This is a genomic window from Flaviaesturariibacter aridisoli (assembly GCF_004343705.1).
In the GTDB taxonomy this organism is placed as follows: Bacteria; Bacteroidota; Bacteroidia; order Chitinophagales; family Chitinophagaceae; genus Flavisolibacter; species Flavisolibacter aridisoli.
The window spans coordinates 51,147-63,902 of sequence record NZ_SKFH01000006.1 but is presented as its reverse complement, the minus strand read 5'-3'; the positions used below and the strand labels follow the sequence as shown (position 1 = coordinate 63,902).

The window sequence follows — 12,756 nt, the reverse complement described above, 5'->3', positions numbered from 1 at the left end:
GCGGGGAAAAGGTCCCGATTATTCCATGGTGATTGTTCCCTTGCCGTCGATGTTGGTACGCTTGTCGAACACGAAGTCGACATAGCGGGCCTCGTTGCGCTTGCCCGTCACCGGTTGCGACACGCGGCCGTATTCCTGTCCGCCCGCCGTGAACACTTTCACCGTAAGCACCTGCGACAGGTCTTTGTCGAAGATCAGGTAGGCCGTTACGATGTTGTCGGATGTGCTGTCGGTGCCGTTGATCAGCACCTTGCCCGTGCGCAGGCCTTCGCCCTTCAGGGCGTCTGATACGACCACGGCGTTCTCAAAGCTTTTTTCGACGCCTTTCGAAACGCCGTTGACGAACTCCGAGCCCGCCTTCCCCACCACCTCGCCGGTTTTGTTGACGGTGTCTTTGGTCTTTTGCTTGAACCAGTTGCAGGAGCCGAGGAAGAGAGCGGCGATGAGGAGATACAGGAATTTCATGCGCGGGGTTTTATCCGGAACAAGGTAACGAATTCGGATCAGCGGGCCGCTTCGGCGAGGCCCTTCAGCGCCTGGAGCACCGGGTTCTCCTCCCCTTCGGGCTCCTTTTGCACCGCCACGGAACGGCCGTCTTCCTGGAGGATGGTCAGCTTCGTGCCGCCGTCCGCTTCTTCAAGGCGATAGATCATCACGAAATAATTTTCGGGTTGGTCGTCCAGGCCCGCGCGCGGGGCGAAGAGGCTGTACGACAGCTCCTCGTGCGGGCGAAACGCCCGCACCGTGCCCCATTGCTCGAATACCTGTCCCTGCCAGGGCGTGCGAAAGCGGATGGGCGTGCCGGGCTCCCAGCTGGTGATCAGCTCGCTGCCGTACTGCCAGCCCTTGACCAGGGCGGGATTGGAAATGACGTTCCACACACGCTCTTTGGAGGCGTTGATGAAGATCGAAGAAAGATTAGAAACCATGGGGCATGTTTGATGTAGCAAATACAACTGCCTTTGCCGGCAGCTGTGTCCTGGTTGCAGCCGCCAAAATACGGATTGCCGGCGGGAACGGGAGCGCGGCCCAGGCTGTTCTAAGAGACTGTCTAAAATTAAGTGGTTGATTACCCGATGGTAAGTACTGCCTCGAAGAGGCAGCATGTTGGTAGCCCCGGGTGTAACCCGGGGTAGCGTGAGCCGGGGTGAGATGGCGCGCCCTGTAGGGGCGCCACTTTATCCCTGGGGCTTAAGCCCCAGGGAGGGCCCGTTCGACGCGGTGGCACCCCTACAGGGTGCGCGGTTAACCTACCCGCATTTAACCCCGGGTTGCACCCGGGGCTACCGATATTCCGTCCCTTCGGGACGGTTCGCTACTAACGCACTTTCAACGAATTATTTAGACAGCCTCTAAGCGAGTCTGAACCGCGTTACTCATTCCACTCTTTCAAAAGCTTGTAAAAATCAACCGTTGGAAATGCCTTTTCCCGAAGTTTTCCGCAATCTCCTCCCCCCCGTTCGAGCCCGCCCGGAATCTTTTCGAACCTGCCCCCACATCCGGGAGCCCTCCCCGGGAAATGGGCGGCCCTGTCGGGGCATCCGGCAGCCGTCAAAAATTTCCGGGCGCCCCTTCCGGGGCTTCCGGAAGGGGCGAAAAGAAAAATTCCGGGGCTTCCGGGGCTTCCGACAGGTCTGAAATAAAGATGGACGGAGCTATCCGTACTGGGGATCAATGGGTTATGAAATGCCCTTGGAGGAGGCGTTCCGGCTATGCACGCGTTTTCCACAACTGCCGGCGGGCTCTTGTACCGGTGCTTCGGCTACTGTAACTTGGTAGAAAACTAAACCATGAACGAACTGCTCCGCCTCGACCCCCGCGACCTGAACAACGCCGAGTGCGTTTTTTACAACGACCGCATCGCCAGGCACTTCACCGGCCTGAATCTCGCGCCCCCGGTAGTGGCCGCCCTCGCGCATTTTACCGAAACCAACGACGAGATGAACGGCCTCGTGCAACTCGCCAAAGGATCCCGCTTTTCCGACGACGTCCAGGCCGCCGACGCCGGCCGCGACCGCTTCACGCTGGCCTTCTTTCACCTCTGCGAAGGCTTCGCCCTGTGCGAAGACGACGGACGCGTGGCCGCGGCCGTGCTCCTGCTCACCGTGCTGGAAACCTACGGCCCCGCCAGCAAGCTCACGGGCGCCAACTTCGACAGCCAGTCGAAACTCACCGCCAACCTCGTGCGCGACCTCCGCGCCCGCCCCGAACTCGTGGACGCCCTGGAAACCCTGGGCCTCGTGTCGCTGCTGAACGCCCTCGAAGGCGCCAACAACCGCTTTATCGAGTTGCAGGAAAAACGCACCGACGATGAAACCGTGAAGCCCGCCGCCTACCGGATGGTGGCGCTGCGCCGCGTGTCGGCCAAGGCCTACACCGCGCTGATGAAGCAGGTGGAGAGCGCCTGCAATTTCACCGGCGGCGCCGAGCCCTATGCGGGCCTGGTTGCCGGCATCAACGCCGTGACCGCGGAAGCGAAAACGAAGCTGGCCCAGCGCGCCGGCCACACCGAAGAAAAGCCCGCCAGCGCCTGAGCGCCTCGGGAATGCTACCAAAAGCCCCTTCGTCCGAAGGGGCTTTTTTTATGGCAGTTGCCCCGGAATTCCCTCGCGAATGTGCCGGTTACCTACCGTCCCGAAGGGACGGCCTGTTGGTAGCTCCCGCCGCTGCGAGGCGGTACGTACCATCAGGTAATCAACCAACTAATTTTAGACAGCCGCTAAGGTGCTCTAGTCGTTTACCCTGCCCCTCCCTAAGCCAAATCTTCATTCAACGACACAACCCGCCTCTATACCGAATATTCGGTAGGCCCGCCATACACCTGGTTTAGTTTTGCGGCTCCGCGCGCCTGAAAAGTCGCCGTACCCCCTAAAAACTACCTTATGAGAACATGGCTTCTTTGCTTGTTCGGCCTCCTCACCCTGTCGGCATCCGCCCAAACGACCACCAGCTGGAAAGGCAGCGCCAGCAGCGCCTGGTCCAATTCCGCCAACTGGACCGCCGGCATTCCCAGCGCTACGAAGGCCGCCGTCATCGGCGACGCCAGCTACAGCGGCCCCTATTCCCCCACTGTCTCTTCCAACTCGAGCTGCGCCGGCCTTACGGTGCAGGGCGGCCTCACGCTCTTCGTCAACAAGAACCTGAGCGTGTCGGGCTCCATCTCGGTTGCTGCCGGCAGCACCTTTAAACAGGGCAAGGCTACGGTCACCGTATCGGGCAGCTGGACCAACAACGGCACCTACACCTATTCGGCCAACCAGGCGTCCATTATCTTCACCGGCACCGCCGCCGTCATCAGCGGCAACGCGATGGTCTTCCGCAAGGCCACCATCAACGCCAACGCCGTACTGACCCTCAACACCGCCATCACGTATGCCGCCGGCCTCACCGTCAACGGCACCCTGCTGCCGGCAGCAACCGTGCAGATCGGGGCCAACGGCCAGACCCTCACCGTCGGCAGCACCGGCACCCTCAAGGTGACGGCCGCCACCTTCGGCGCCAACTACGCCGGCACGGTGACCCTTAACGGCGGCTCCACCGTGGAATACAATTCCGCCGGCGCCCAGACGGTCGCCAATATGACCTACTCCACCCTCCGCATCAGCGGCGCGGGCACCCGCATCCTGGCGGCCGGGATCACTTCGATGAATATGGCCAGCCCCAACTACGGCAACATCTACGTGGATGGCGGCATCTTCGACCTCAAAGCCCTCAGCGCCAACCGAAGCGCCTCCCCGCCCGCCTCCGGCGGCACCTTCAGCCTCGCCAACGGCACGAAGCTGATGCTCAGCGGCGCCTCCAACTTCCCCGCCAACTTCAGCACCTACAGCCTCGGCTACACCAGCACCGTGGAATACTACGGCGCCGCCCAGACTGTTTCAGGCAGGTCGTATGGCAACCTCACCCTCTCCGGCTCCGGCAGCACGCCGGTGCCCGCGGGCACCGTTGTATCGAACGCGTTCACCACGTCGGGCAGCGTGGCCGTAACCACCGCCGGCAAGCTGACCGTGAGCAACGGCAGCACGATCGGCAGCGGTACATCCCTCTCGGGTTCTTCCGATACGCTGACCCTCGGCGGCGGCCTCGCCAACGCCGGCAGCATCAGCGGCGGCACCGGCACCGTAACGCTTACCGGCTCCGGCTCCACGGTGAGCGGCAGCGGCACCTTCAACTTCAATAACCTCAACGTAGTGGCTTCCGGCATCAGCATCGCGGCCAGCGTGGCGGCCGTCAATGTAGCGGGCAACCTGTCCACCACCGGCTCGGGGGTGCTTACCTACGGCAGCGGCACCCTCACGATGAGCGGTACGACCAAAACGATCTCCGGCTCGGGCATCAGCCTCAACAACCTCTCCGTCAGCGGCACCGTTACCGCCGCCGCGGGCTTCACCCTTACCGGCAACCTGGCCGTGAGCGGCTCCTTTACCATGGGCGGCATCCTGGTGATGAGCGGCGCATCCAAAACGATCTCCGGCTCCGGTACCATCAGCCTCAACACCCTGTCGGCCACCGGCTCGCTCAGCACAGCCACCTCGTTTACGATCAGCAACACCCTCGACGTCACGGGCGCGCTCACCGCTACCGCCGGCACCGTCAACTTCTCCAATACATCGGCCACCTGCCTGTTCTACGGCACGGCCAACCTTTATAGCGTGGCCCTGGTCAGCACCACGAAGCTGCAGCTGGCGGCCAACTCCAGCCTCGGCATCGCCGGCGCCCTCACGCCCGGCTCGGGCACCTTCAACGCCACCACCACCATCCCCAACACCGTGGTGTACAACGGCGGCGCGCAGACCGTTGCCGGCGTGACGTACGACAACCTGACACTGTCCAACGGCGGCCTCAAGACCGGCGGCGGCGCCCTCGTGACCAATACCGACCTGACCATCGCCGCCGGCACCACCTTCGCCGCCGGCGCCTTCATCGATACCGTCAAAGGCAACTGGACCAACAACGGCACCTTCAGCCCCGCCGGCAGCAGCATCGTGTTCGGCGGCGGCGCCGACGCCACGATCACCGGCGCCACCACCTTCAACGTGCTGACGCTGAACAAGACCTCCGCCACCAACTCGCTGTTTCTCGCCAACAATATGAACACGCCGACGCTCAACATGACCAACGGCGTGCTCCGCACCGGCAGCAGCAAGATCACCGTCACCGGCGCCGTCAGCTACAGCAACGGCAGCCACCTGTTCGGAACTATCGAGCGCACACCGGCCGGCGGCCTTGTTGCCGGCACCGCCTACGCCTTCGAGAGCGCCGACAACCAGCTCACCTTTGCCGGCGCCTCGGGCATCAGCGGCGTGACTGTTACGGTAGCGCAGACGGCCGTATCGGGCTTCCCCTTCGGATCGGCCGTCAACCGCACCTATGCCGTCAGCCTTGCCGCCGGCAGCTACAGCAGCGCCACGCTCCGCCTCCACTACGAGGATGGTGAGCTGAACGGCAACAACGAAGCGGCCATGCAACTCTATCGCTTCAATAGCGGCACCTGGACCGGCGCCGGCTCCGCCTCCAGCAACGCCACCGACAACTGGGTGCAGCAAACGGCGCTCGCCAATATCAGCGGCACCTGGACCCTCTCGGCCACGGCCAACGTGGTGAACTGGAACGGCTCGGCAAGCGACGACTGGAGCAACCCCGCCAACTGGACCTACGTGCAGGGCGCCCCCTCCTACCCGCCCTCGATCAACGATATCGTGCAGATCGGCGTGGTGGCCTACAACGCGGCCAACCAGCCCAAAGTGTATACCGCGGCCAGCGCCAAGAGCATCCTGCTCGGCAGCGCCCAGCCCGTAACCCTCAGCCTCTCGGGCGGCCCGCTCAGCACGCAGGGCAACATCAGCGGCAGCTGGAGCGCCAACGCCACACACAGCATCAGCGTGGGTGCGCAAACGCTCACCGTGGGCGGCAACATCCTGCTCAGCGACGGCACCAGCGGCCACGACATCAACCTCGTTATCGGCAGCGGCAATGCAACACTCACCGGGTCGCTCACGCAGAGCGGCGCGGCAGCCATCACCTTCAACGGCGCCGGCAACCTCTCTATCGGCGGCGACTTCACCTACAGCAGCGGGAACTTCAGCGCCGGCAGCGGCACCGTGACCTACAACGGCGGCGCCTTCCAGTCGGTGGGCGGCGTGACCTACAACCAGCTGGTGATCGACAAGACGGCCGCCACCGCCAGCACCAACCCGCTCGCCAGCACCACCGTTACCGGCAACCTGCTCGTAAAGGCCGGCACCTTCGACTTCTCCGGCCCCACCTCCATCCTCGGCGACGTGACGGTGCAGCCGGCCGCCTTTGCCACCAACCGCACCTCCATCAAGATCGGCGGCAACTGGTACAACAACGGCACCTACCTGCCCAACGGCGGCGTGGCCACCTTCAACGGCAGCGGCAACCAGAGCATCGCGGCCACCTCCTTCAACAAGCTGGTGATCGACAAGCCTTCCGGCACCGCCACGCTGGCCGGCAACATCACCCTCAACAGCGACCTGCTGGTAACCGCCGGCACGCTCGACCTCAAAACCTTCAGCGCGGCCCGCAACACCATCGGCGGCACCCTGCAGGTGGCCGACGGCGCGGCGCTGTACGTGGGCGGCGCGGCCAACTTCCCCGCCAACTACACCTATTACACCTTCGGTGCTTCGAGCAACACCTACTACAACGGCAACATAGCGCAGAGCGTCACCGGCGTATCGTACGGCCACCTGGCGCTGTCGGGCAGCGGCACCAAAACGCTGGCCGGCCCCACCACCGTGCAGGGCAACCTCAGCATCGCCTCCGGCGCCACCCTCGACGGATCGGTCCACAACCTGTCGCTCTACGGCAACTGGACCAACAGCGGCACCTTCGCCCCGGCAACGGGCGCCGTGCTGGCCATGGGCACCGGCAAGACCATCACGGGCAACACCACCTTCAACAAGCTGACGGTGTACGGCTCCTACTCGCTCTCCAGTGCCGACATCACACTGCAATCGTTGCGCGTGCTGACCGGGGCTACTTATGCCGCAGGCCCCAACACCAACATCATCTACGGCGACTTCTACAACAGCGGCTCCATCACCGGCAGCGGCGTTACGACGTTCATGGGCACGCAGGTGCAGACCATCTCGCTGATCAACGCGCTGGTGAACACGTCGACCGGCGTGGTGAACTTCAACGGCACGGTAGCGCCGGTGCTCAACTCCACCAGCACGCCCACCTTCGCTACCCTCAACATCAACAACACGGGCGGTATCACGCCCAGCGTGGACTGGAAAGTGCTCGTGGCCTTTAATGTGAATGCAGGCGCCACCTTCAACACGGGCTCCTCCACCCATACCATCGCGGGCAGCTTCAGCAACAACGGGATCGTAACCGGCCCCGGCACGATGCTGTTCAGCCCCTCCTCGGCGAAGACCGCCTACCTCGGCGCCAACACGGGCACCAACTATTTCAGCAGCACCGGCACCGTCACCTTCGGCGGCACGGGCGCCCTCAGCGTCACCGGCACGCCCGGCGCGCTCAACAACGTGACCATCGCCAATTCCAACGCCGTGACACCGGCGGCCAACTGGAGCAACATCGGCGGCACCTTCTCCATCTCCGCGAACGGCGTGTTGAATGCCGGCTCCTATACCTATACACTGGCCGGCGACATGGAATCCGACGGCACACTCAACGGCGGCACGTCCACCTTCCTCTTCACGTCGCCGACGGCCCAGATCTCGGGCTCGTCGGCCACCAACTTCTACAACGCTACGGTGAACACGGGCGCGGCCCTCACGGTCAACTCGGAGTTCAACGTCATGCACGACCTGACGATGAACGGCACGATCGACGCCACCCTCGCCGGCGTCACCTTCAACGGCGCGATCAACGGCAACCTCACGGGCGCCGCCGCCACGCTCACGCTGGCCGACTTCGACGTGGAAAAAAGCAGCGGCAACACGCTGACGCTGCAGAAGAACGTTGCCGGCGTAGCCGACCTCAACATCACCTCGGGCACGCTCGACATCGGCGCGCTGACCCTGGCGCAGGACGCCACCGCGGGTGCCGTCAACACGCTCACCATCGAGAACAACGCCCGCCTCCGCATTGGCGGCACGAGCGCCATCCCCGCGTTCACGCAATACGCGCTGGACTCCTTCAGCATCGTCGAATACAACGGCGCCGCGCAGGCCTTCACGCCTTCGATCGTGTACGGCTCGGTGGAAATCAGCGCCGGCACGAAGACCACCTCCGCCGCGCTCACCGTGCTGAAGCACTTCACCATCAGCGGGGGCACCTTCACCGGCGGCGCCTTTACGCACAGCATCGGCGGCGACTTCACGCAAACGAGCCCCGGCGTATTTACCGCCACCGGCACCACGCTGCTGTTCAACGGCGTGCAGGCGCAGCACCTGGCGGCCGCCTCCACGCTCAACGTGGTGACGCTCAACAACGCCCTCGGCCTCAGCCTCGGCAGCCACGTGGCCCTCAGCGGCTCGCTGGCGCTTACGAGCGGCAAGCTGACGCTCGGCGACTACAACCTGGCCATCAGCAGCGGCAACTATACGAGCAGCGCCACGAACTACGTGGTGGCCACCGGCGCGGGTGCCTTCACCCTGCCGATCGCTGCCGGCGCGGGCAAGACCTTCGCCGTGGGTACGGAGGGCGCTTACCTGCCCGCCACGGTGACCCTCAACAGCGGCTCGCTGGCCGACAACATCTCGGTGCGCCTCCTCCCGACCGCGCAGATCAACGGCAGCACGGGCGGCGCCCTTTCGAGCTATGCCGTCAACGCCACCTGGATGATCTCCGAGGCAACGCCTGGCAACCTCAACGCCACCGTGCAGGTGCAGTGGCCCGCGGCCCTGGAGCTCCCGAGCTTCGCCCGCAACAGCTGCCGCCTGGCGCACCATACCGGCGGCGCCTGGGACTATGGCACGAGCGCCCTCATGGCCGCCGGCTCCAATCCTTACAGCGTATCGCGTAGCGGCTTCACGAGCTTCTCGCCCTTCTCGGTGCGGATGCTCAACGCCGTGCTCCCCGTTACCTGGACTTCCTTCAGTGGCGAGCGCCGCGCGTCGAACGACGAACTGCAGTGGGGCACCGCCACCGAAAGCAACAACGCGGGCTTTACAGTAGAAGAAAGCACCGACGGCCGCAGCTTCACGGCGATCGCGCAGGTTGCCGGCGCGGGCAACAGCACCGCCGGGCAGCACTACCGCTACACGCGCCGTAATGCACAGGGCACGCTGTACTACCGCATCAAGCAGACCGACCTCGACGGCCGCAGCGCGTATACTTCGATCATCCGCCTCACGGACGGCAGTAATGCCGCGGCAGGCACGGCTACGTTTACCACGAACCCGGTGCGCGGCAACGCGGCGCTGCAACTGGCCGCCGGCACGTCCGGCACCGTGCAGCTCGCCCTCTTCGATGCCGCCGGCCGCAGCCTGTGGCAGCAAACGGCGCGCGTCAGCGCCGGCACTCAAACGCTGACCGTCCCGATGGACAGCCGCGCCGCGGGTGTGTACTTTGTGACGATCGTGGATGCCGAAGGAAGCAAGCAGACGATCCGGCTGGTGAAAGAGTAAAGGTTCCGGTCGCATGGTCCCTGTTGCAGGCGACCGGGATGACGATGACGAAAAGATGTGTGTGAAATAAAAACGCCGGTCGAATGACCGGCGTTATTGGCGCTATAGAGCAAGTATCTACGTGCGATGCATCAGGAGGCGAGGTACTCCTTAATCGTCAGAATCCGGGTCTTGCCAAACTTCAGAAGATCCAGCAGATCCTGGTCGCCGGTAAGTAGGTGTGTTGCCCGCCCATCTTTACAAAGGGAAAGGAGAAAATTATCTTTCGGGTCGCGGCAGGCGGCCACGTTGCTCTGCACATCGACAAATTCCGCTTTTTCCTGCAGCGCCAACATCAATGCTTCGAGGTCAGGCAGGTTAAAGTATTTGCGAAACTTTGGACGCTGTGCCACCGTAAGGAACTCTTCTAAAAGCTCCTGGCTGAACAAGAGCACATGATTATCGGACAGCAGTGCCTGGTCCCATTTACGAGGAGCCGATCCTAGTAAAAAAGAGATCCACAGGTTTGTATCGACAACGAGCCTATGCTTTGCCACGTTTGGCCCGTTTGCTGCGAACGGCTTCAACCTCTTCACTGATTTCGTCCAACGATGGAACCTGCTTGCCGGCTTTAGCGCGGACTCGCTTTAATACCCGGGCGAAATCATCGCCACCCTGCTCCTCGATGCTGATAAGCTTCAGGTCGGCCAGGCTTTGAAGCAGCGCCGCCGCCTTTGGATTCAATATGTTCACCTGTACACTGCGCATACTCAAATTTACCGACAAATCTGTGAATAGGGGGCATCGCGGTTTCTGCGAACAGGCCGGACGCTTCTAATTGGAGGGTGACCTGAAGTGTTAGTCGTTTTAGACAGAACGTTTAAAAAATGATTCACCGCGACGGCTGCTGCTGTTGTGATCACTCCGCAAGCGTAACCTGTCCGGGCTTCGGGAACCGCCGCAAAGGCGTGAAGTCGACCTTCCAGATATCCAGGTCGAAGAGCTCGTCGAATTGATTCCGGGTAAGTACCAGGAGCACGGCCTGCCCATCTTCATCGATGTAGTTCACCTTCACCAGGTCGCCGGCATGCTGCCCGTTGCGGGAGAGCTGAATGCTGCCCATTCCCCCGTCATCGAGGTCCTCCACCTCGCCGGGTATGCGATAGGTACTGCCGGCCCCGATGAGCAGGAGGAGGTGCGCTATCAAAGCCTGTTCGTCTTGCCGGATGGGTCTTGGAGGCATAGGAGGAATGTTTTTTTCTGATAAATGCTTATTGCCGCACGTACGCAATGACCGCGGGCAAATTGCCCAGCGGGGCATACCACCCATTCCCCTCATTGAACCGGACGCCGTACACGCCGGCGTTCGCCAGCTCCAGCAGGTAGCCGATGGCCTTGCCGGTGTCCATAGATAGTATCAGCGCACTGCCGCTGCTGTCGATAAAGCCTTCGTTTTGCGGCATCGAACCAAAGGACTGCGCCTTCTGCCTGTCGGTGAACACAAATACCCAGGGTTTGTCGTCGATCACCCCGACAAAGGGCTTCCGGTCCTGCAGCGGCTCCCCGACCTTGGTAATAAAGTGCCATTGCTCCAGGTTCAGCGCCGCCTTCCAAAGCTGTTTGAGATCGTCTGCGCTCCCGGAGGTTGAGGCTTGCTGAACAAGCTTATCTATATCCACATCTTGCATCGGTGTTACGGTATTAGTTAGGTGAGGGTCAGGGGGTGTATTAGCTGAGGCAAGCTACGGCCGGTCGCCTAACGACCAGGCTTTGCGCTGGCCGGGAATGAAATTAAGCAAATAGTAAGACCGCCCGGAGGCCAAAGCGCAGCAGGCTTTGTTGGCCGCTGCACGGGGCAACCCGGAAAACGCAACCGGCTGTTCCTAAACCTACGCAAAAGCCCGCCCGCGCATTTCATAGTAGCCTTCGTCCGCACGCAAAAGCCATCCGCGAACCTGCAAACGCCCTCCGCAGAAAGGAAAAGCCACCCGCGAAGTTGCAAGCAGCCTCTGCGGAGCCGGAAAAGGGGCGCGCGAACTTGAAAACGGGCTCTTCGCCGCCGCGGAGGCACCCGCGAAGCTGCAAACGGCCTTTGCAAACCCCGCAAAGGCACCCGCGAAAGAGAAAACCGGCTTTGCCGGTCGTGAAAAGGCAGCCGCGAAGTTGCAAACGGCCTTCGCAGATCCACGGAGGGCACTTTCCGGTTCGCGGGTGCCCGTTGCCGTAATAAAAGCCAGGAATTCTTTTTTCTTCCGGGAAAAGAGTAAATTGGAGTAACCAAAAACCACTGTTTTATGTTGCAACAATTGTATTTCGAACGCCTTCCTCAGGCCGAAGCCCTCCGCTACCTCGAACAATTCATCCGCGTCATCCGCGCCGGCGGCAACTTATCCGATGCGCTCAGTGAAAACCTCACCGAATTGGAAGGCCGCCTGCAGGAAGGCAAGAGGGCCTTCCGCCAGGCTACCGGCGCCTCGCAAAGCGGACGGATGGAGGAACTGGAGGCCGAGCGCGACGGACTGGTGAGCGGCCTCGGCAAAATCTGCGACGGCCATCGTATGGATCCTGATGCGGCCTGCAAGCTGGGCGCGCAAAAGCTCCATGACAACTTGCGCCTGTATGGCGGCGCCGGCACCATTATCCGGATGACCGTGAAGGCCGAAACCACCACCATCAACTCCTTCCTCCGCGACTGGCGCGAAAAGCCCGGGCTCGCCGCCGCCGTGGCCGCCCTCGGCCTGCAGCGCTGGGCCGACCACCTGCAAACGGTGAACACCGAGTACGACACGCTGTCCATCGCCCGCGGCCAGGAGCGCGCCAGCCAGGAGCTGCAGGTAGACTATTCGGTTAAAGACAAACTCACCGAGGCCCGCCCCCTCTACGAGGAGGTGGCCACGCACCTCAATGCCGGCCGGGCCGCGGCCAAACGCCTGCGGCAGGACGACCGCCCCTGGCTCAACGCCATCGGCGCCGCCAATGCCATCACCGAGGAATACAGCGCCCTGCTGGCGGCGCGGGCGACGCAGGCCGAAAAGGCCAAAGCCGCGGAAGCCGCTTCGGGGACGCCGGGCACAGATACGCCGCAAGCCTGACTCAATGATCTTTGGGCACACAAACGCCGGTCTGCCGACCGGCGTTTTTTATGGAAGAACGATCAATACCCGAAGGTTTCCCTGGTGGGCCTGTCCCGCTCCTTTCAAAAGAGGCGGCG

General features: G+C 62.6%; 9 protein-coding genes. 3 read left to right on the top strand and 6 right to left on the bottom strand.

Annotated features, from left to right (window positions below; all coding sequences use genetic code 11):
- Window positions 1-18 precede the first annotated feature (18 nt).
- Window positions 19-465, bottom strand: coding sequence for a hypothetical protein (locus tag E0486_RS05840; protein WP_131851210.1), 447 nt, complete (start codon window positions 463-465; stop codon window positions 19-21).
- Window positions 466-503: 38 nt separating this feature from the next.
- A complete protein-coding gene (locus E0486_RS05835; RefSeq protein ID WP_131851209.1) occupies window positions 504-929 on the bottom strand; it encodes an SRPBCC family protein in 426 nt (141 codons plus the stop codon).
- Between the two features lie 861 nt (window positions 930-1,790).
- Between E0486_RS05835 and E0486_RS05830 the strand changes: the two genes are divergently transcribed.
- Window positions 1,791-2,534, top strand: a complete 744-nt coding sequence (locus E0486_RS05830; protein WP_131851208.1) for a DUF6261 family protein — start codon at window positions 1,791-1,793, stop codon at window positions 2,532-2,534.
- A 348-nt stretch (window positions 2,535-2,882) separates the two neighbouring features.
- Window positions 2,883-9,566, top strand: coding sequence for a T9SS type A sorting domain-containing protein (locus E0486_RS05825; protein ID WP_131851207.1), 6,684 nt, complete (start codon window positions 2,883-2,885; stop codon window positions 9,564-9,566).
- A gap of 131 nt (window positions 9,567-9,697) precedes the next feature.
- Here E0486_RS05825 and E0486_RS05820 read toward each other — a convergent pair whose 3' ends face one another.
- The 4 genes from E0486_RS05820 to E0486_RS05805 form a co-directional block, all read right to left on the bottom strand.
- Window positions 9,698-10,102 carry a putative toxin-antitoxin system toxin component, PIN family gene (locus E0486_RS05820; RefSeq protein WP_165917208.1) on the bottom strand — a complete coding sequence of 135 codons (405 nt, stop codon included), beginning with the start codon at window positions 10,100-10,102 and terminating at the stop codon, window positions 9,698-9,700.
- Window positions 10,089-10,313 (bottom strand): hypothetical protein, encoded by a 225-nt coding sequence (locus tag E0486_RS05815; RefSeq protein ID WP_131851205.1) that lies wholly within the window; start codon window positions 10,311-10,313, stop codon window positions 10,089-10,091. The genes E0486_RS05820 and E0486_RS05815 overlap by 14 nt, the downstream gene beginning before the upstream one ends.
- Window positions 10,314-10,464: 151 nt before the next feature.
- Window positions 10,465-10,788: a DUF6984 family protein gene (locus E0486_RS05810; RefSeq protein ID WP_131851204.1), complete on the bottom strand. Its 324-nt coding sequence runs from the start codon at window positions 10,786-10,788 to the stop codon at window positions 10,465-10,467.
- Window positions 10,789-10,816: 28 nt separating this feature from the next.
- Window positions 10,817-11,224 (bottom strand): hypothetical protein, encoded by a 408-nt coding sequence (locus E0486_RS05805; RefSeq protein WP_131851203.1) that lies wholly within the window; start codon window positions 11,222-11,224, stop codon window positions 10,817-10,819.
- A gap of 615 nt (window positions 11,225-11,839) precedes the next feature.
- Here E0486_RS05805 and E0486_RS05800 point away from each other — a divergent pair.
- Window positions 11,840-12,637 (top strand): DUF6261 family protein, encoded by a 798-nt coding sequence (locus E0486_RS05800; protein WP_131851202.1) that lies wholly within the window; start codon window positions 11,840-11,842, stop codon window positions 12,635-12,637.
- Window positions 12,638-12,756 lie beyond the last annotated feature (119 nt).

Coding starts and splice junctions, on each gene's coding strand:
- E0486_RS05840 (WP_131851210.1), bottom strand. CDS start 465: ATGAAATTCCTGTATCTCCTCATCGCCGCTCTCTTCCTCGGCTCCTGC.
- E0486_RS05835 (WP_131851209.1), bottom strand. CDS start 929: ATGGTTTCTAATCTTTCTTCGATCTTCATCAACGCCTCCAAAGAGCGT.
- E0486_RS05830 (WP_131851208.1), top strand. CDS start 1,791: ATGAACGAACTGCTCCGCCTCGACCCCCGCGACCTGAACAACGCCGAG.
- E0486_RS05825 (WP_131851207.1), top strand. CDS start 2,883: ATGAGAACATGGCTTCTTTGCTTGTTCGGCCTCCTCACCCTGTCGGCA.
- E0486_RS05815 (WP_131851205.1), bottom strand. CDS start 10,313: ATGCGCAGTGTACAGGTGAACATATTGAATCCAAAGGCGGCGGCGCTG.
- E0486_RS05810 (WP_131851204.1), bottom strand. CDS start 10,788: ATGCCTCCAAGACCCATCCGGCAAGACGAACAGGCTTTGATAGCGCAC.
- E0486_RS05800 (WP_131851202.1), top strand. CDS start 11,840: ATGTTGCAACAATTGTATTTCGAACGCCTTCCTCAGGCCGAAGCCCTC.